The 19505-nt window shown below is 49.9% G+C and carries 13 protein-coding genes, 1 tRNA gene and 1 pseudogene; 8 read left to right on the top strand and 7 right to left on the bottom strand.

The window, feature by feature from the left end:
• Positions 1–144: 144 nt before the first annotated feature.
• Both ccmB and ccmA read right to left on the bottom strand, forming a co-directional pair.
• Positions 145–804 (bottom strand): heme exporter protein CcmB, encoded by a 660-nt coding sequence (gene ccmB / locus EAH77_RS07210; protein ID WP_140471159.1) that lies wholly within the window; start codon positions 802–804, stop codon positions 145–147.
• The gene (gene ccmA, locus EAH77_RS07205) at positions 794–1423 is read right to left on the bottom strand and encodes a cytochrome c biogenesis heme-transporting ATPase CcmA (protein ID WP_140471157.1); all 630 of its coding nucleotides are present in this window, start codon (positions 1421–1423) and stop codon (positions 794–796) included. The genes ccmB and ccmA overlap by 11 nt, the downstream gene beginning before the upstream one ends.
• A gap of 158 nt (positions 1424–1581) precedes the next feature.
• Here ccmA and EAH77_RS07200 point away from each other — a divergent pair, with 158 nt between their 5' ends.
• The 3 genes and pseudogenes from EAH77_RS07200 (at position 1582) to EAH77_RS07190 (ending at position 3516) form a co-directional block, all read left to right on the top strand.
• Positions 1582–2502 (top strand): formate/nitrite transporter family protein, encoded by a 921-nt coding sequence (locus EAH77_RS07200; RefSeq protein WP_140471155.1) that lies wholly within the window; start codon positions 1582–1584, stop codon positions 2500–2502.
• An 89-nt stretch (positions 2503–2591) separates the two neighbouring features.
• Positions 2592–2666 (top strand) — tRNA-Arg (locus EAH77_RS07195).
• 149 nt (positions 2667–2815) lie between these two features.
• A pseudogene (locus tag EAH77_RS07190) lies at positions 2816–3516 on the top strand (tyrosine-type recombinase/integrase).
• A 22-nt stretch (positions 3517–3538) separates the two neighbouring features.
• Here EAH77_RS07190 and kwaB read toward each other — a convergent pair.
• The 4 genes from kwaB to EAH77_RS07170 form a co-directional block, all read right to left on the bottom strand.
• Positions 3539–4270, bottom strand: coding sequence for an anti-phage protein KwaB (kwaB, locus tag EAH77_RS07185; RefSeq protein WP_241673412.1), 732 nt, complete (start codon positions 4268–4270; stop codon positions 3539–3541).
• Positions 4254–4520: a hypothetical protein gene (locus tag EAH77_RS25495; RefSeq protein WP_241673411.1), complete on the bottom strand. Its 267-nt coding sequence runs from the start codon at positions 4518–4520 to the stop codon at positions 4254–4256. The genes kwaB and EAH77_RS25495 overlap by 17 nt, the downstream gene beginning before the upstream one ends.
• Before the next feature lie 9 nt (positions 4521–4529).
• Positions 4530–5132, bottom strand: coding sequence for an anti-phage protein KwaA (gene kwaA / locus EAH77_RS07180; protein WP_140471153.1), 603 nt, complete (start codon positions 5130–5132; stop codon positions 4530–4532).
• A 909-nt stretch (positions 5133–6041) separates the two neighbouring features.
• Entirely contained in the window at positions 6042–6473 is a 432-nt protein-coding gene (locus EAH77_RS07170; RefSeq protein WP_140471151.1) for a VOC family protein, read from the bottom strand.
• A gap of 470 nt (positions 6474–6943) precedes the next feature.
• Between EAH77_RS07170 and hdeA the strand changes: the two genes are divergently transcribed.
• On the top strand, positions 6944–7276 hold the full coding sequence (gene hdeA, locus EAH77_RS07165) for an acid-activated periplasmic chaperone HdeA (RefSeq protein WP_140471149.1): 333 nt from the start codon (positions 6944–6946) through the stop codon (positions 7274–7276).
• A 496-nt stretch (positions 7277–7772) separates the two neighbouring features.
• Here the strand turns inward: hdeA and EAH77_RS25235 are convergent, their stop codons facing one another.
• On the bottom strand, positions 7773–8066 hold the full coding sequence (locus EAH77_RS25235) for a hypothetical protein (RefSeq protein WP_140471147.1): 294 nt from the start codon (positions 8064–8066) through the stop codon (positions 7773–7775).
• Between the two features lie 365 nt (positions 8067–8431).
• On the opposite strand from EAH77_RS25235, the gene EAH77_RS07155 reads away from it, so the two are divergent.
• The 4 genes from EAH77_RS07155 to EAH77_RS07140 all read left to right on the top strand — a co-directional run bounded on the left by EAH77_RS07155 (position 8432) and on the right by EAH77_RS07140 (position 19407).
• Complete coding sequence (locus EAH77_RS07155; RefSeq protein ID WP_140471145.1) at positions 8432–14434, top strand: alpha-2-macroglobulin family protein; 6003 nt, start codon at positions 8432–8434, stop codon at positions 14432–14434.
• Between the two features lie 3 nt (positions 14435–14437).
• Positions 14438–16795: a penicillin-binding protein 1C gene (pbpC, locus tag EAH77_RS07150; RefSeq protein WP_140471143.1), complete on the top strand. Its 2358-nt coding sequence runs from the start codon at positions 14438–14440 to the stop codon at positions 16793–16795.
• A 563-nt stretch (positions 16796–17358) separates the two neighbouring features.
• On the top strand, positions 17359–17703 hold the full coding sequence (locus EAH77_RS25230; RefSeq protein WP_140471141.1) for a hypothetical protein: 345 nt from the start codon (positions 17359–17361) through the stop codon (positions 17701–17703).
• A 537-nt stretch (positions 17704–18240) separates the two neighbouring features.
• Positions 18241–19407 carry an iron-containing alcohol dehydrogenase gene (locus tag EAH77_RS07140; protein WP_140471139.1) on the top strand — a complete coding sequence of 389 codons (1167 nt, stop codon included), beginning with the start codon at positions 18241–18243 and terminating at the stop codon, positions 19405–19407.
• Positions 19408–19505: the final 98 nt, after the last annotated feature.

Raw genomic sequence — 19505 nt, 5'->3', positions numbered from 1 at the left:
CCATGAAACCTCAGTGGGCTCTTGTGCGGTCTGATGTGACACCATCCGCACTTATGGGCATCGCTCTATTGTTCCCTATAGGGAAGTGTGATGTTAGTCAAAGGTTGCGATTTTTCTGCCGTTTTGTAACGACCGGTAAATATATTAGTGAACAGTCACCCGCAGAGCCGCTGCCGTGGCAAAGGGCGTTAACGTCGCGCTCGCCACCAGCATCGCGCCGAGAATGGCCAGATAGCCGCCAATCGGCATGCCCATTGAGGCGGCATCTATCGCACCGGTGGCAAAAATCAGCACCGGAATATACAACGGCAAGACCAGCAGGCTAAGTAACACGCCGCCCTTACGCAGGCCGACCGTCAGCGCCACACCCACCGCGCCGATAAAACTCAGGGTCGGCGTGCCGAGTAATAATGTCAGCGCCACCGCTTTCCAGGTAACAAAATCCAGCGAAAGCAGCAACGCAATCACCGGCGAGAGGATCAGCAACGGCAAACCGGTCACCACCCAGTGAGCACATACTTTCCCCAGCACCGTGAGTGACAGCGGCGAAGGCAGCAACAGAAGCTGCTCAAGCGTACCGTCCAGATAGTCATCACGAAAGAGTCTTTCCAGCGAAAGCAGTGAAGCCAGCAGTGCGGCAACCCACACAATGCCGGGCGCAATGCGCGCCAGCAACTGCGGTTCAGGCCCCAGCCCCAACGGAAACAACGTAATCACAATAATGAAAAACCACAGCGGATTGATGATCTCCGCACTATTACGAAAGGCGATTTTCAGCTCGCGACGCAGGATGTTAATCAACATAGGGTTCACTTGTCAGACGCAGTTGACGCACGGTGCGGTTAACACCCTGTAAATCCTGGTGCGTGGTCAGCAGCACCATACCGCCGCCGCTAACATGCTGTTCAAACAGCGCAATCAGCGTCGCGACACCCTGCTTGTCAATGGCGGTGAGCGGCTCGTCGAGGATCCACAGCGGTGCGCGGGTCAGCCACAGACGCGCCAGTGCCACGCGGCGCTGCTGCCCGGCTGATATCTGCGCCACGGTCACCTCTTCATAACCCAGCAGACCCACGTTCTCCAGCGCCTGATAAATAGCATCAGCATCTTGTTTACCCTCAACGGACTGATAAAACGCCAGATTTTCATAGGCAGTCAGGACGGTTTTGATACCCGGCTGATGCCCCAGAAACAGTAACTTTTGGTGAAAAACGTCGCGCTGACGGCGGGTATTTTCGCCCTGCCAGCGAACTTCACCGGCATCCGGCGATGACAACCCGGCCAGGATCCGCAGCAGGCTGGTTTTACCCGCACCATTTTGACCTTCAATTTGCACCATTTCACCGGGTTCGAGGGTGAAACTTAAGCCACTAAACAGGGTCCGCTCATCGCGCACACAACTCAGATTAAGGGCTTCGAACATGGGCGCATCCTGTAAATTTCACAAGTGCGCATCATATCATAAGCATCCTACGGGTCGCAGCCTGGGCTTCCCTCGGCCCGACACAACGCTTTTCTCTCTTCTATGCTTAAACAGCAACTTTTACAGCGCGCTTTGCAACACCACAGAGAGAACGGTTTATGAACCAGAAAAATAACCACAAAGAGACTGGCGTGGACGTCGACAGTGAAGAACATTCGCAAGGCACTGAGATTGAAGTCGATGAGGAGAATCTGCCTTCACGCGCCGCAGCGGTACATGAGCAAATCCGTATGGAGGGTGAGAAGGAGCTGGAGCGCGACGGGCTGGCCCTGATGTGGTCGGCGATTGCTGCGGGGCTGTCGATCAGCGCATCGTTGATGGTCAAAGGTATTCTGCATGCCCGCCTGCCCGATTCGCCCGAGCGTTTCTTTATTGAGAACATCGGCTATACCGCAGGCTTTATCATCGTGATCATGGCCCGCCAGCAACTGTTTACGGAAAACACCGTAACCGCCGTCTTGCCTGTGATGCATAAACCGACGCTGAAAAACGTCGCCATCCTGCTGCGTTTGTGGGGCGTGGTACTGGCGGGTAACCTGATTGGCTGCGCCTGCGCGGCGCTGGCGTTTCATCTGGTGCCGTTCTTTGATGCCGATACCGACGCCGCCTTTCGCACCCTCAGCCTAAAAATCATGGAGAAAACACCCACCGCCATGTTTGTCAGTGGCATTATTTCCGGCTGGCTGATAGCCACCATGGTCTGGATGCTCCCTTCGGCGGGCACGGCAAAAATCTGGGTGATCATGCTGATGACCTATCTGGTCGCCATCGCCGACCTGACGCACATCGTGGTCGGTTCGGTAGAGATTCTGTATCTGGTGTTCACGGGGGTTATCCCCTGGTACGAATTCCTCTGGCCGTTCGCACTGCCGACACTGGCCGGGAATATCTTCGGCGGCACATTTATCTTCGCACTGATAAGCCACGCGCAGATCCGCAACGACATGAGTAATCAGAACAAGGCTAAGAACAGACCGAACACGAAGAAGCAGCCGCAAAGCGATGACAAAGGCGCGTAACTGGCGACGAAATAACCAAACGACCGGCTAACGTCTTATTATTGTGACAAAAACAGGTATACTACGCGGGCGGTTCCAACACCGCCCGTGTCTCCTTAGTTAAACGGATATAACAAGCCCCTCCTAAGGGCTAGTTACAGGTTCGATTCCTGTAGGGGACACCATTATTACTTCCAAAGACAGCTAAAAACGTCCGTAACCCCCTTAATTTCAATGAATTAAACCTATCTCATAGTCTGAGGACGTCCCATAAAATCCAGTAGAAGCTGGCTCTTTTGTGTATAACTCAGGTTCGAAGTAGAGAGCTATACACATACCGCTTAGTGATATCCAAATAAAACGCGCCAAACCAGGCGAAAAGCCTTACATACTCAGTGATGGCTATGGCTTTCTTTGCTTATCGAAACCTCTGGTGTAAAGGGCTGGCGATTCAGATATCGCTTTGCAGGTAAGCCTAAAATGATTTCTTTTGGTGTCTATGGCCCAGTGACGTTGGCAGAGGCACGCGCCAAACGTGAAGAAGCCAAATCACAGTTGGCCAAGAGCATAAATCCGATGACGGGTGTAAGAACTATTGAACTACGTGCGGCAAAGTGGGAAGAGTTTGATTTAGATAATGCACTGTGGCTGATACCTGCCGAGCGTATGAAGATGAAACGCCCTCACCTGGTTCCGTTATCAACTCAGGCAGTGGAGATCTTGCGCCAATTAGAAATGCTGACAGGAAGATACCAACTCGTTTTCCCTGGCCGGAATAACGCCAGTAAGCCGATGAGTGAAGGGAGTATTAATAAGGTGCTCAAGCTGATTGGATATCATGGTAAAGCTACAGGGCACGGGTTTAGGCATACTATGAGCACGATTCTTCATGAGCAAGGTTTCGATAGTGCATGGATTGAGATGCAGCTTGCGCATGTTGATAAGAACTCGATTAGAGGGACTTATAATCATGCGCAGTATCTAGAAGGACGAAGAGAAATGTTGGAATGGTATTCCAATGAAATATTGTGGTGAATGGTATCACCACAATATTTCATTAGTTAACCACAGCATCTTCTTCCGCGGCTAAAGTGTCTTTAGCAATGCTATCATAATAAAACTTAGTTAACTGAGATGTTAAAAAATCGTCCATTAAAACTTTTATGAATAAATCTTTAGACACCTTCGTATCTAAAGAAATCATTGTCTCATCTTCATTAAAACGGATGCGATCTTTGAGAGTTGGATAAGTTTTACAGAACTGAATGATATTCAAATTATCAATTCCGGCTTTAATTACTGGTGAAGCCTTGGCTACTCTTGTCAGCTTCCTAGCATATTTAACATCAGCAATCAACTCCTCCATAACATCCATATTAGCTACAATATTCATATCACTGATAGCCTGCATCCCCTGAGTCGCTTCCCTTTTTATTACTTCATGAAAACCAAACATCTTTTCCACTAACCTCAGATCAACGACAAAGACATTTTCATTGACTTTTATTATTTGAAAATTACCACTAACTCTGAAGAAATCCTCTTTTATTTCCTTAAGTCTTGTATCTGACTTCACAAGAAAGAAGCTATCCTGTGAGAAAATATTTACAGGAGCCATTGTTTTATATAAAATTATCTGCCTCCCAATATTACCTATGCAGATAAGTAAAACTCTTATATCTTCTAATTTATGAACATTAAAATCAAACTCCTGTTCATCTGGTTGGCCTAAACTTCGATTCAAACAGTTTAATTCTTCAGGTATTTCGATATCATAGTGATAAAGCACTATTGCCTCTTTCATCAGCGGATGAAAGAGGCAATAGTGTTAATTCTTCGTTATCGATAACATCTTTCTGTATTACATCTAAAAAAAGAGATTTAAGTCCAGATTGAGCTGGAGCCTCGATATCCATCCTTAGGGGAGTAGGATTTCCTTTGGTTATTGCATAAACAATTACAGCAATTGAATCCTTATTTTCTACGTAATACCGGAGATCCACATCCAGCTGTTCTTTAGTTAAAATCTGTGCAGTCATAAAAACCCCTTAATTACCAGAATAATAAACCCTATCATCAAGCTTGATATAACTCACCATCTGTTTCTCCTCTAATTTTCGCCTTGTTATAATTACCACCCCCTCTTTTACTTTATCTTCGGATAACTTAACGTTAACCTTATAAATATTGAAACCTAATAATGCCAGTGAAGGATTAGCATAGAAAAGATCAGTTTTTATATATATTATACCCATGATAATCAATAATGCCCCCAACACAAAAACATACCTTTCTTTTTCAAAGTCAAATGTAATTAATGGTATTATGTAGGTTGCCAAAAATGTTAAATGTTCGTAATTTATTTTCTCTATTTTCATGATTTCAAAAGGTAATTCAACTGACCTTCTTGTGTCTTTTTTGAATCTTGAATAAGCGAAGCGGCAATATAGCAATAATAATATGCATATAGCAGGAACGATATTTGTTTTTAATAATTCCCACGAGCCAATATATTCACAAGTTGATGAAAAACACATCGGAACTTTACATGTAATAAATATAAAAAAACCAAATAGAATAGCAAGAGACAATATATATAAATCTATTTTTCTTCTTGTTTGCTCTCTATGTTTTTTATTATCAGCGTCCAATTAAACCTCCTTTACTAGATTCGATATCACAATCCCTTTTCTTACAATACATCCAGCATAGTAAAATACAAGTTTTCTAGAAACCAGCAAAGTGTATGAGAACGGTCATTTTACTCATCAGTTTGTTCAGAAACATAACGGTTCAAATAACAAAAATTGCACTACACCGCACCCGCCTGCGGCTTTTGCATCAGTTAATTTGTTCAGTTTCATTTTTCTACAAACCAATACGCCAGGCCACGCCGTTCCTGGGGTTCTGTAACGAATACCAAACTGAAAAGTGTGAAAAGGATTTCAGTCTTTTTCAGTTTCGCCTCTCCGGCAATCTTGCAAAACTAGGTGTAATCCCTTGTTTAAATTGAGTGTAATTATTTTTCGTGGAAAATGCCGTGATAAAAGTGCAGTGGCGGGATATACCATAAAATCTGAAAACCTTTGCGCCACAGGGCTTGCGGCGGCAAGGGCTTAAAACTTTCACTGAAAAAACCTGACACGATAAATGGGCCATTGCCCTGCGCGGCCCCAAATCAACGACGAGTGATAATGACGCCTTTTATCTCCCCGTTTTGCCGTTCCGTCTCCCTGGCTTCTTTGGCCGATCTGGTTAGAAATACGGCGGCGGCTTCTCGTTGGTCTGGATGAATGCTATCAGCGATGTCTTTAACCATGCGCCCATGTGTCATTAGGCTTGGACTTGGACTTGGACTTGGACTTGGACTTGGACTTGGACTTGGACTTGGACTTGGACTTGGACTTGGACTTGGACTTGGACTTGGACTTGGACTTGGACTTGGACTTGGAAGCCATAACCTTATAATTAAACAATAAAATCAAAGAAATATAAAATTATAACCATTCCTGTAAGCCACCAATAACGCTCCTTTTCGTCTCCCAGCCAACAAAACTCACTTACTCATTTTCCTGTGGACGGTGGTGAACGTATTCGATTACCAGCCCACCTGGTAATTTTGCGTTGAAACATGCGCCGGTGGGGACGTCGACCGGGCCAAAGAAAATCTCCGCACCCGACGCCGAAAGCCGCTCGAAGTAGGGGTAGATGTCATCCACCAGCAGCGTGCCCACGGTGGAACGGAAAGGGAGTAGATCTGCGTCTGAGCCTTCAAGGATCAGGAATGGCCCTACGGCGGCGAGTACCAGCCGATGTTCAGGGAAATCAAACCGCATATCGGCCTTTACGCCATGCAGATTCTCATAAAAGGCGATGGTTTTGTCGATCTCCCCCTCGCCCACAAATAGGCGGATGAAAACGCGTGGCTGCGCCAGTGTGGATGAATCCGGGGCGACTCGCCAGAACCCTGCCTGGGTAAGTTTATCCGTCATTATCTGTCCTCCGGTCACGATGAATACCTTAGATTAGCCCGCTGCCGCAGGAGTGATTAAGACTGATTTCTCATTACTTATCCCAGACGCGGATCGCCGGGCCAACTGCCTGCCCCCATAGAATATCGACAGGTTGATAGAACAGCTTCAACCTTAAAACCGAATTACATCGGTTTAAAATAATTCACCCTCCTTATTATTCACATTAATAGAGAATAAATAAAACCTTATAGGGCATTGAAATTTAGCCAAATTATCTCGGGTATTATTTTCTGATTTTCACCGGCATCAGGTCATATCCTATAAATATAATCACCTCCTGTTAAAAATCGCCTGCTACAAATTAAACCGGTAAGTACTATTTTTTTGTGTGGAATTTGCAATTACGCTTTCCTGGTCTATATTTCACTACATGCATGCATACCCGATTAATAATCAGATTAATAAGTTAACTCAATGGAGAGAGAATAATGAAATTAAAATTATTAGTTATCAGCATAGTGGGTGCAATGGCCTTTGCCACAGCGAGTTATGCTGCGGATAGCACCAAAACTGCCAATACAAAGCCGGTTAATTCCTGGACCTGCGAAGACTTCCTGGCCTTAGATGATAGCTTCCAGCCTACTGCCATCAGCTTTGCTGAGGGATTAAATTCACATGGAAAACCTGAAGCTGCCGTACTGAATGTAGAAGGTATACAAAAAGTTACCCCTCTGGTAATTGAAGCCTGTAAACAGGCTCCGAAAGAATCATTTAAAGATAAAGTTAAATCTGAATGGCTGAAAATTAAGAAAGATGTGTAATTAAAGGACATGAGGCAGGATTAATAAGCGTTAATACCTGCCTCATGTCACCAAGGTCTTGTATTAAAAATAACGCTATTAAATATAACGCGCCTGTTTTCCTAATATTCTTTATCTGGTTTTTTACGTTCCACAATAAATGTGGATCAAGACCAAGCCGGCTCCTTTGCACATTTGGCACTCTCTGAAATTTAGGTTAAGGTTCGGGGATTGTGAACAACGAGGGAAAGTGCGTGTTTTACAGGATAGCGGAAATTGTCGTTTTTTTGATGATCTTACTCTGGGTGGCACTGCTGTTTAACGTGGGTGGAATGTCGGTGATGCTGAGTAAGTTCCTGATGCATCTCGAGTCGCTCAGGTAGCTCAATATTTAACTCCACAACCTGCGAGCCGGCGGCCCTGAGTCAGGCCGCCCTTCCCCATATTATCCTTCACAGAATGCCGAGCCGATGCAGCGCAGGAACATCTCACCGTAGTGGGCTCGCACAACACCCAATTAACTAAAATTCACTGACTGTTTTTTTCTGCTGGCATGGGCGGGGTTACATTGCTGTTTGCTGCCGGGGAGATAAAACTTTCCATCGGAAGAGGGTTTGGTGCCGCCGGGGCAGCCGTTCATACCTGGCTTACCATCGTGCCCGGAGCGCCCGTCTCCGCCATTTTGATTACCCGATGAAAACAGGTTATATCCTCCCTTGCCACCTTGTCCTCCCGCACCGCCGTCTCCGGCGAGAACCGTAGAGGAAAAACACAATAAAAACAGCGATAAGCCAATGATTTTATTTAACATATCCCTATCCTTTCAACGTAATGTATGAGTCACTACCGCAGGGGAATAATAGCTGACAGCAGGTTACAGTGTTTACAGGGTAGCGGAAATTTCGTCATATTTGGTGATTGACTCCGTGTGGCGCGCCGTTTTTAACCCGGGCTATCTGCCGTTAAAAGTGAGTGACGCCGGAGAGGTCAGCCGTCCTTTGCCGGTAAGAAATGAGTTAAAAGCCGGTTAAATATTCGCTTTTTTTAACGCTTTTACTTACCATTCCTTACAAATACCGCCCCCCGACTGCCAGCCCGGTGAACGTTTTTATTACCGGAGATACATTCGTGCCGCGCAGTGACTCCGATCCTTAATGACAGGAAAAGGTTCAAATAATGGATTTATTACGGTTTTTGCTTCGCCTGCCCTTTACCCTGATCAAAGGGCTATGCTGGGTTGTGTGCAAATTTTTCTGGTTGATCGGACGAATTTTCCGCCCGGTGGTAGGCAATATTGAATGGCGTGCGCCAGGCTGGGCAGTAAAAAGCGTCCGGGGCGTGAAAAGTGGTTTTGGCCGTTTGGAACACGGCGTGGAACGCCATCCAAAATCAGTCGGCGCTGCGGTGCTGTTATTGGTACTGCTGGCCGTGGGGGGATTTTACGGTTATCACGTCTGGCTCAACCGCCCGCAACCGATTGAACCGGCGCCACTGGTCTATCAGGAAACCACGCTGCGGGTTTCCGGGCCGCAGCTGATTAACTACAACACTAACAGCCGCCTGCCGCAGGAAATTGCCCTGAACTTCAGAAATTCAGTGGCGCCGATCACTCTGGTGGGTAAAAACGTCGATCAGGGCATCAGCCTCTCACCGGCCGTTGATGGCCAGTGGCAGTGGCGCAATGCCTCCACGCTGGTGTTTACCCCAAAAGCGCCGCTGCCGATGGGCGCGACCTACAAAATCAAACTCGATCCGGCCAAACTGCTGGCCCCGCAGAGCAAAATCACCCAGACCGATTATGACGTCAGCGTGCCCTCTTTTGATTATCAGTTGAGTCAGGCTGAGTACTATCAGGACCCGCAGGATGCTAAAAAACGCAGCGCGATTTTCCGCGTGCAATTTAATGCACCGGTGGACGTCGCCAGTTTTGAAAAACAGATTTCGTTGGGGCTGATTGAAGGCAAAGAAGCGCCGGAGAAAAAGCTCAATTACTCGCTGGTCTATGACGAGAAAAAACTTAACGCCTGGGTACATTCCGAAGCCATTCAGGCGCTGGATCACGGCGGTTCGGTGCATCTGGCGATTGGCGAAGGTGTGAAATCTACTGCCCCGTCGCAGCCAACGGCCGCGAAGAAAAACAACTGGGTGGCGGTGCCAACGCTCTACAGCCTGACGGTGAAAGACATCAGTGCCACGGTCGTTGACGCCAGCGACAATAAAGGTGAGCGCGCCCTGATGGTCTCCCTGAGCGACGCGGTCAAAGATAAAGAGATCGGCAGCGCGGTGAAAGCCTGGCTGCTGCCACAAAAGAATCCGAAAAACAGCGACAATAATGACGATGACCAGAACGCCATCTATCCGTGGGATATGTCAGAAGTCGACACCGGCATTATCAAGCAGTCCACGCCGGTAAAACTGACGCTCAACGATGCCGAGCAGGAATACCAGCCACAGTTCAGCTTCAAGTTTGATGCGCCCGCCAACCGCTACATGCTGATTGAAGTGACCAATTCAATGACCTCGTTTGGCGGCTACAAAATGCCGGAGAAACGTTATCAGTTGATCACCGTGCCGGACTACCCGACGTCCCTGAGCTTTATGTCGCAGGGTTCGCTGCTGTCGATGAACGGAGAGAAACAAATCAGCGTGGCGGCGCGTAACGTGCCGGGCCTGAAACTGGACATCAAACGGGTGATCCCAAGTCAGTTGCAGCACATCGTGTCGTTCAAAAGCAGCGACTACTCCTCGGCGCAGTTTAACCGTCTGGGTGACGAATATTTCACCGAGCACTTCGAATACACCAGCGCGGTGAACAATGAGAAACCGGGTGAAGTCAGCTATCAGGGCATCGATTTGTCTCGCTACCTGTCGGATAACCCGAACGCCCGCCGTGGCGTGTTCCTGCTGACCCTGACCCCATGGGATCCGGCTAAGAAAGAGGCCAAAACCGACGCCGCCGCGCAGGACGATCAATACAGCAGTGAAAGTGGCGATGATGAAAGCGAGGCCAGCGTCGGCGACTCACGTTTCGTGGTCATCACCGATCTGGGCATCATCAGTAAGCGTTCGCAGGACAAAACCCGCGATGTATTCGTGCAATCCGTGCATTCCGGTCTGCCGGTCGCCGGTGCCCAAGTGTCAGTCATCGGTAAAAACGGCGTGGCGCTGCTTTCTCAGGCTACCGATGCCGATGGCCATGCGCGTTTCCCGGCGCTCGATGTGTATAAAAACGAACGCCAGCCGGTGATGTTCCTGGTGGAAAAAGAGGGCGACGTCTCCTTCCTGCCGACGGGTGAATACAATGACCGGGGTCTGGATCTGTCGCGCTTTGATATCAGCGGCGAAGAAACCCCTTCCGACCCGCGCACTCTGAACAGTTATCTGTTCTCCGACCGTGGCGTTTACCGCCCCGGCGACACCTTTAATATTGGCCTCATCACCCGCACAGCCGTTTGGGGCAACAGCCTGGCGGGCGTGCCGGTGCGTGCGGAAATCCATGACCCACGCGATACCCTGATGAGTACTCAACCGTTGACCCTCAACGCCAGCGGCTTTAACGAACTGAGTTACACCACCAGCGAAAGTTCACCCACCGGCGAGTGGAACGTCTATCTGTACCTTATCGGCAAAGATAAAGACGCCTCTACCCTGCTTGGCCACGTGGCGGTGAATGTTAAAGAGTTCGAACCCGATCAGCTGAAAGTCAAACTCAATCTGACGCCAGACCGCAAGCAAGGCTGGGTTAAACCTTCCGAGCTGAAGGCCAATATCGACGTACAGAACCTGTTTGGTACACCAGCGCAGGAGCGCCGCGTAACGTCCAAACTGACGCTGCGCCCGATGTACCCGAGCTTCGATCAGTTCCCGGATTACCTGTTCTACGAGAACCGCACCAACAACGACGGCTTTGAAACCGAGTTGCAGGATCAGACCACCGACGTCAATGGTCAGGCGGCGATCCCGCTGGATCTGAAGTCCTATGCTGACGCCACTTATCAATTGCAACTGCTGTCAGAAGCCTTTACCGCAGGCAGCGGCCGTTCTGTCGCCGCCACCGCCCGCGTGCTGGTGTCGCCGTATGATTATCTGGTCGGGGTCAAAGCCGACGGTGATTTGGGTTACATCAATAAAGGGGCGGAACGTCATCTCAGCCTGATTGCAATCAACCCGTCACTGGAGAAAATTGCCCTGCCCGACCTCACGCTGTCACTTATCGAACAGAAATACATTTCGGTACTGACCAAACAGGACTCCGGCGTTTATAAATACCAGTCGAAAATGCGTGAAGTGCCGATCTCCGACCAGCCGCTGTCGATTGCCGCCGCCGGTCAAGACCTGCTGCTGGAAACCCGCCAGCCGGGTGATTACGTATTGGTGATAAAAACCGCGCAGGGCCAGGTGCTGAACCGCGTCTCCTACAGCGTGGCGGGCAACGCCAACCTCAGTCGTTCACTCGACCGCAATGCCGAACTGAAACTCAAACTGAATCAGGGTGAATACCAGCCGGGCGAAGAGATCGAAATCTCGATCAACGCGCCCTATACCGGCAGTGGCCTGATTACCATTGAGAAAGACAAAGTCTACAGTTGGCAGTGGTTCAAAACCGACACCACCAGTTCAGTACAGAAGATCCGCGTGCCGGCCAATATGGAAGGCAACGGGTACCTCAACGTCCAGTTCGTGCGTGACGTTAATTCCGACGAGATCTTCATGAGCCCGCTGAGCTACGGCGTGATGCCGTTTAAAATCAGCACCAGTGCGCGCAAAGCCGGGCTGCAACTGACCACGCCGGAGGTGATTAAACCGGGGCAGGTGCTGCCAATTACCGTAAATACCGATTCGCCACAAAACGTGGTGGTGTTTGCCGTGGATGAAGGCATTTTGCAGGTGGCGCGCTATAAGTTGAAAGATCCGCTGGAGTACTTCTTCCGCAAGCGTGAACTGAACGTGCAAAGCGCGCAGATCCTGGATCTGATTTTGCCGGAATTTAGCAAACTGATGTCACTGACCTCAGCGCCGGGCGGTGACGCCGGTGAAGGACTGGATCTGCATCTCAACCCGTTCAAACGCAAACACGACAAACCGGTCGCATTCTGGTCAGGTATTCAGTTGGTCAACGGCCACGCGCAGTTTAACTATCCGGTACCGGACTACTTCAACGGTAAAATCCGCGTGATGGCGATTTCCGTCACACCGGACAAAATCGGTACCGCACAAACCGGCACCACGGTGCGCGACAACTTCATCATGACGCCGAACGTGCCGTCGATGGTGGCACCAGGCGACGAGTTTGATGTCAGCGTCGGCGTGAGCAACAACCTTGAAGGCCTGGGTGAGCAGCCGGCAGACATCAGCGTAAATCTGACTCCGCCGCCGCAGCTCGAGGTGGTCGGCAATGCCAAACAGTCGTTACAGCTTGCCGCCAAGCGCGAAGGCAACCTGACTTTCCGCCTGCGAGCCAAAGCCGAACTGGGTGATGCGCCACTGGTGTTTGACGCCACTTACGCGGACAAGCGCAGCCGCCGCACCATCAGCACGTCGGTGCGACCGGCCATGCCGTTCCGCACCCAGTCGATAATGGGCCGTATGAGCGGTAAAGAGCAGACTGTCGATCATCTGCGCACTATGTTTGATGCCTATGCCAAACGCGATGCCCGCGTGTCGAACTCGCCGCTGGTGTTGACCAGCGGACTGGCACAGTATCTGGAAGATTATCCGTACTACTGCTCTGAGCAGATTGTCAGCCGCTCTATTCCGCTGATCCTGCAAAGTAAGTACCCGGAGATGAAAGGTAAACAGACCCAGATGGCGGTCAACACGCAGCTCAATACGATGCTGCGCACCCTACGCTCACGGCAAAATGACAATGGCGCGATTGGCCTATGGCAGTCCTCACCGGTCGCCGATCCGTTCATCACGCCGTACGTCGTGCAATATATGCTGCTGGCAAAATCTGCCGGTTACACCCTGCCGGCCGGTATGCTGGAAGATGCCAACGCGGCGCTGCGGGAGCTGGCCGCCAGTCACTATGACGACCTGTATCACCTGCGTCTGCGCGCCTTTGCGGTTTATCTGCTGACGTTACAGGGTGAAGTGACCACCAACTCGCTGGCATCCGTACAGGACAGCCTGCAAAAAGGGTACGCCACCCGTTGGCAGACCGACCTCAGCGCACTCTACCTGGCCTCCTCTTACCGGTTGCTGAAGATGGATGATGAAGCCAACAAACTGTTGCAACCCAGCTGGAATGAACTGAGCAAGGCCTACAACACCGCATGGTGGTCGCAGAACTACTTCGATCCGCTGGTGCAGGACGCCACCCGTCTGTACCTCATCACCCGTCATTTCCCGGAGAAAGCGAAGTCCATCCCGCCACAGGTACTGGAGAACATCGTGCGTTCGCTCAAAGAAGAGCGCTACACCACTTACTCTTCAGCCATGAGCATTCTGGCGCTGGACAGCTATTCCAGCCAGATTGCCCAGCAGACCAACGCCGGGGAACTGAGTATCACGGCCATCAGCCAAGACAAAGCCATACAGCCGGACGTGATTTCTACCCTGCAGGGTCTGTTTGCGCAGGGCAGTTTCAGCGCCGATACGCAGGCGGTTCAGTTCAGCAACCCCAACGATGCGCCGGCCTGGTATGTAGTCACGCAGTCGGGTTATGACGTACAGGCACCGCAGAAAGCCATTTCGCGTGGTCTGGAAATCACCCGCGACTACACGGATGATCAGGGCAAACCGGTGACCCAGGTGACGCTGGGTGAGAAGATCAACGTGCATCTGAAAATCCGCGCCAATGCCAAAGAAGGGCTGAATAATCTGGCGATTGTTGATTTGCTGCCGGGAGGTTTCGAGGTCGTGCAGCAGGCCGCGCCTGAGCCGGAAAGTGAAAGTGCTGACAGCGAAGCGCCGGCCGATAACGTCTGGCGTTCGCCAATCGCCGCAAACGGTTCAACCTGGCAGCCAGACTACAGCGATGTGCGTGACGATCGGGTGATCATCTACGGCAGCGCCAGCACCGAGGTGCAGGAGTTTGTCTATCAGATCAAATCCACCAATACCGGCAGCTTCGTGATCCCGCCAGCCTTCGGTGAAGCGATGTACGACCGTGAGATCCAGGCGTTGTCTGTCGGTACGGGCAACATTGTGGTGGTTCCGGCTGACGCTAAAAAATAGCTCATGCTGAACGCCTCTTCGCTAAAACGTCTCTTACAAAACGGCCTGATGGCCGTTTTTTTGCTGGCTTTGGTGGTCATCGGCTTTCGCCTGTGGCCGCACCCGCCGCTGTCTCAGGGACTGCCGTTTTCCAGCACTTATTACGATCGCAATGGGGTTTTGCTGCGCATAACGCTGGCTAATGACGAACGTTACCGGACCTGGACGCCCCTTGAGCAGATTTCTCCACGGGTGGTCAACGGCATTCAACTGCATGAAGACAGCTGGTTTTATTATCATCCGGGCTTTAATCCGGTAAGCCTGCTGCGCGGTTTCTGGCGCAGCTATATTCGCGGTGCCAAGTTGCAGGGTGGCTCGACGCTGACCATGCAGCTGGCGCGTATGCACTGGCATCTCAATACCCGCACGCCGTCGGGCAAGCTGTGGCAGATTGTCCGCGCCGTGCAGCTCGAACTGAGCTATTCCAAACACGATATTCTCGAGGCCTATCTCAACTACACCCCGTATGGCCGCAACATTGAGAGCATCGGCGCGGCCAGCCTGATCTATTTCGGCAAAGCGCCGCAGGATCTGACCCTGCCGGAAGCACTGACGCTGGCGGTATTGCCGCAGTCGCCCAGCTTTCGGATAGATACCCGCACCGGCGTGCTCGGCAGCGCGCTCAATACCGCGCGTAACCGGCTGTTTGCCCGCTGGCAACAGCGTTACCCGACCGACAGCAGCCAGATCGCGCTGTTTAAGCTGCCGCTAAGCCTGCGCCAGCCGGAGCAGATGCCCTACATTGCGCCACATTTTATCGAGCAGATCCGCCAGGACCACCCGCCCCTACAGCGCACCGATAACCGCGTCGATACCGAACTGGATGCCGGTCTGCAACGGCTGGTGGAGAAACAGATCGATGCTTTTATCACCCGTAACGCCAGCCGTGGCATTCACAATGCGGCAGCACTGCTGGTGGATACGCGGGATATGGGGGTGCGGGCGCTGGTTGGTTCTGCTGATTATTACAACCGTGACATTCAGGGTCAGGTGAACGGTACGCGCGCCAAACGCTCGCCCGGTTCGACTCTCAAACCCTTTATTTATGCGTTGGGGCTGGAACAGGGCGTGCTGCACCCGATGACCATTCTCAAAGACGTCCCCTCAACCTTCGGGGCCTACGCGCCGGAGAACTTCGACCGGCGTTTTCTTGGCCCGGTGACCGCTACCGATGCGCTGAACTTCAGCCGCAATATTCCCGCCGTTTATGTGGCATCGCGACTGCGCGAGCCGACGCTGTATCAGTTTATGCGCCTGTCTGGCGTCGCCAATATGGCCAGTGAAAACCATTACGGCCTGTCGCTGGTGCTCGGCGGCGGCGAAGTCACCGTGCAGGAGCTGGCAAAACTGTACGCCCTGCTGGCGAACCGTGGGGAACTTAAACCACTGCGGCTGCAAAAAAGCGACCCGTCCCCTGCGCCGGTACGCCTGCTCAGCGAAGAAGCCAGCTTTATCACCCTCGACATGCTGCGTCAGCATCGACGCCCCGGCGATACGCTGGCACAAAGGCCGACGGCCCTGCCGGTGTACTGGAAAACCGGCACGTCATGGGGGTTTCGTGATGCCTGGACCGCCGGGATTTTTGGCCCTTACGTACTGGTCGTCTGGGAGGGGAACTTCGACAGTAAAGGCAATGGTGCGTTTGTCGGTGCCGATGCCGCCGCGCCGTTGTTCTTCAATATCATCGACAGCGTACAGGCTAACTACCCGACGCTGAGTGAGCCGAAACACCCATGGCCGAAACAACTAAAACGGATCGATATTTGCCTCGCCAGCGGTGACCTCCCAACCCCTTGGTGTCAGCAGATCGGCAAAACCTGGTTTATTCCAGGTAAATCGCCCATCAAGGTGGATACCATTTACCGTCCGGTAGTGATGGACACCCAGACAGGCAACGCGGCCTGCCCACCTTATGCCGCAGGCGAAACCCGCACCGAGGTGTTCGAGTTTTGGCCTTCTGATCTTGCCAACGTTTTCGCTCAGGCCGGGTTACCAAAACGCTCGCCGCCAGGCGCAGGACGCTGTAAAAATGACGGCCCGGCAGTCAGCGGTAACCCGCCGCGTATCACCTCACCGCTGCGCAACACCACATATACACTGCGTCAGTCACAGCAGGGTCGCGACAGTATTGTGTTCAACGCCACTACCGATGCCGACAGCAAAACCCTGTACTGGTTTGTTGATGATATTTATCTCGGCAGCAGCGCCAGCAAAGCGGCGATCCAATGGCAGCCTGAAAATAATGGACAATATAAAATCAGGGCCGTTGACGACCACGGGCGCGGGGATTCACGGGTGATAAAAATTGAGATTGTGAACTAGGGTCGGTCAGAAAAGGACCCAGGCCTGGCACAAAGGGATCGCTAAGGTGAAAGAAAAAATAACACCACGGTTAAAATGAAGGCCCGGCTTTATCTATGGATAGGAAAAATGGGATAACACAAACGAATAGAAGCCTCTCCACGCCTTCATGATATTAATAATCAGAAACGATAAAAAAACCGCCATTCAAACCATTGACAGAACAGCCTTGCAAACTATCGCTGAGCGGTGAACCGTCATAATATCCCCATGCGTCGAGATATTCTGATGCGCTCTACTACCCCGACACTAAACGCTATTTTTCAATGACAGCCACTTATATGGAATAACGCTCACGCTGACACTTCTTAATGGGAAATGACAGCTCAAACGGCGTTGTTACTCCCGACGACAAGAAAAAAATTTAACATTGACATCAATCACCTGCATGCAACTTTCTGCTACATCTATCCTTTAAACACTTTCTCCCTATTATTAATTAAACAATAAATCATTTTTCCTTTATATTATAATAATTGTACGGAATTTGTTAAAAGTATCGAACCATTAAGGAAGTGCCACAGATGGAACTACGCTTTACCCAAGAGCCTATCCCGGAGCTGACCTTCACCGGCAGCGCCTTAGCCCGCAACGGCTTTACGGCGGGCATGAGGGTCGCCCTGCAACACAAACACCCTATTTTGTATATCGTGGTGGTTAACGATAACACCACATGGGATACCTACTGCGAAACCAGCCAACACAACCCTATGCTGGGTGCTGACTGGGTAGATGACGATGGGCAATTGGTGATTGGCGGCGACTGGCTGACAAACCTTGGTATCACTCAGGCGGATCATGTTGATGCCGCCATCGCACCGGGGATCATCATTATCCGGCGGCGGGCGGACGGGATTTTAAAAGTGTAGACATAATAAACCCGGCCCTGGCCGGGGTTACTGCTGACTGTTTTCCATAGTAATAAATACAAATAGGTTTCAATCGCCACGGATAAACTAACCACTGCCGCAGGGTTAAAAAATACGCTGCTTAATCTTGAGATAGATTTTGAGGAGGCTTTTCATCTTGCTCCTCCTCTATAAGTCCGTGGATTTTAAAATCCGTAATAAGCCAGCTCCCAGATAAATATTCTTATACCTTAAGAACATAATAAAAGACGACAACAGACCAAATAAGACTATTGGTATGTAACTCAGATCACAGTATTGTCAGAAAAATAAAAATTTTAATATCCTTATCACTTCCATGCGATAAACCTTACTTTTTGTGAGTCATTTCACAACTATTATACATTTTTCATATATTATCCCCCGTGCATATCATTAAATAAAGGTGGGATATTATAAACTTACGTTTATTTTTCGAGGAAAATCCCGCCCTTTTTATTATCTATGACTGAGATATATGTTTGCACGTCTTCAACATTCAAAAAAGAGAGGGGAAATATGTCGACTTATTATTTCTTACCAACAAGAAATATTTTTGGGGAAGGCAGCGTACAAGAAGCTGGCGAGCTGGCAAAGACATTAAAAGCTGAAAAGGTATTGATTGTTACAGATAAATTTCTTGGTCAAAGTGGTATGGCTGATCAGGTTGCTGAAATTTTCAAAAAGGCTGGAATTGACACACATATTTTCTGCGGTGCAGAACCTAACCCAACGGATAGAAATGTTGCTGACGGTATTCAGGCATATCTTCAAAATAATTGTAATGCCATAGTTTCCCTTGGCGGTGGATCATCACACGACTGTGCCAAAGGCATTGGCCTTATTGCCTCTAATGGTGGCAATATTAAGGATTTTGAAGGCGTGGATAAATCCATTAATGACATGATCCCATTAATGGCGATTAACACTACAGCAGGCACGGCATCTGAGATCACCCGTTTCTGTATTATTACAGATACTGAACGTAAAGTTAAGATGGCTATTATTGACTGGCGCGTCACACCACAAATTTCGATTAATGATCCTGATTTAATGGTTGGCATGCCGCCTTCATTAACTGCGGCAACAGGCATGGATGCGCTGACTCATGCCATCGAAGCTTATGTATCAACCATGGCAAATCCGCTCACTGATGCCGCGGCATTAAAAGCAATTAAGATGATAACTCAATATTTACCTAAGGCTGTTGCCAATGGTGAATATATGAAAGCCAGAAGCAATATGGCTTACGCACAATATCTGGCCGGTATTGCATTTAATAATGCCTCTTTAGGCTATGTGCATGCGATGGCCCACCAACTGGGCGGATTCTATAATTTACCGCACGGTGTATGCAATGCAATCCTGCTGCCTTACGTTCAATCATTTAACTTAATGAGTAATCTTAATCGCTTCAAGGATATTGCTGAAGCCATGGGCGAAAATATAACCGGCCTTTCAACTGATGAGGCTGCGATTAAAGCAATCAATGCCATCCAAAGGTTAAGTAAACAAGTTGGTATTCCCCGCGACCTGAAAAGTCTGGGTGTTAAACCCGAGGACTTTGCTGTTATGGCAGAAAATGCTAAAAAGGATGTTTGTCAACTTACCAACCCCCGTAAGGCAACTCAAGAACAAGTCATTGAGTTGTTCAGAAAGGCTTATGAAGGTGAGTCCGCTATATAGTTCCCCTGGTCTGAAACCCGATAATGCGAGAGCATACTCTGGCACCGCTCACCGTTAAGTCCAGTATTATCATGACGAAAAATGCCTCTACTTCTGTA

The sequence above is a fragment of the Ewingella americana genome, assembly GCF_006438725.1.
GTDB classification, from domain to species: domain Bacteria; phylum Pseudomonadota; class Gammaproteobacteria; order Enterobacterales; family Enterobacteriaceae; genus Ewingella; species Ewingella americana_A.
This window is presented reverse-complemented; position numbering and strand designations above follow the sequence as displayed.

Bases quoted from the DNA above. Each gene is read 5' to 3' on its own strand.
- ccmB (WP_140471159.1), bottom strand. From the start codon at position 804: ATGTTGATTAACATCCTGCGTCGCGAGCTGAAAATCGCCTTTCGTAAT.
- ccmA (WP_140471157.1), bottom strand. From the start codon at position 1,423: ATGTTCGAAGCCCTTAATCTGAGTTGTGTGCGCGATGAGCGGACCCTG.
- EAH77_RS07200 (WP_140471155.1), top strand. From the start codon at position 1,582: ATGAACCAGAAAAATAACCACAAAGAGACTGGCGTGGACGTCGACAGT.
- EAH77_RS25495 (WP_241673411.1), bottom strand. From the start codon at position 4,520: ATGACTGCACAGATTTTAACTAAAGAACAGCTGGATGTGGATCTCCGG.
- EAH77_RS07170 (WP_140471151.1), bottom strand. From the start codon at position 6,473: ATGACGGATAAACTTACCCAGGCAGGGTTCTGGCGAGTCGCCCCGGAT.
- hdeA (WP_140471149.1), top strand. From the start codon at position 6,944: ATGAAATTAAAATTATTAGTTATCAGCATAGTGGGTGCAATGGCCTTT.
- EAH77_RS25235 (WP_140471147.1), bottom strand. From the start codon at position 8,066: ATGTTAAATAAAATCATTGGCTTATCGCTGTTTTTATTGTGTTTTTCC.
- EAH77_RS07155 (WP_140471145.1), top strand. From the start codon at position 8,432: ATGGATTTATTACGGTTTTTGCTTCGCCTGCCCTTTACCCTGATCAAA.
- pbpC (WP_140471143.1), top strand. From the start codon at position 14,438: ATGCTGAACGCCTCTTCGCTAAAACGTCTCTTACAAAACGGCCTGATG.
- EAH77_RS25230 (WP_140471141.1), top strand. From the start codon at position 17,359: ATGGAACTACGCTTTACCCAAGAGCCTATCCCGGAGCTGACCTTCACC.
- EAH77_RS07140 (WP_140471139.1), top strand. From the start codon at position 18,241: ATGTCGACTTATTATTTCTTACCAACAAGAAATATTTTTGGGGAAGGC.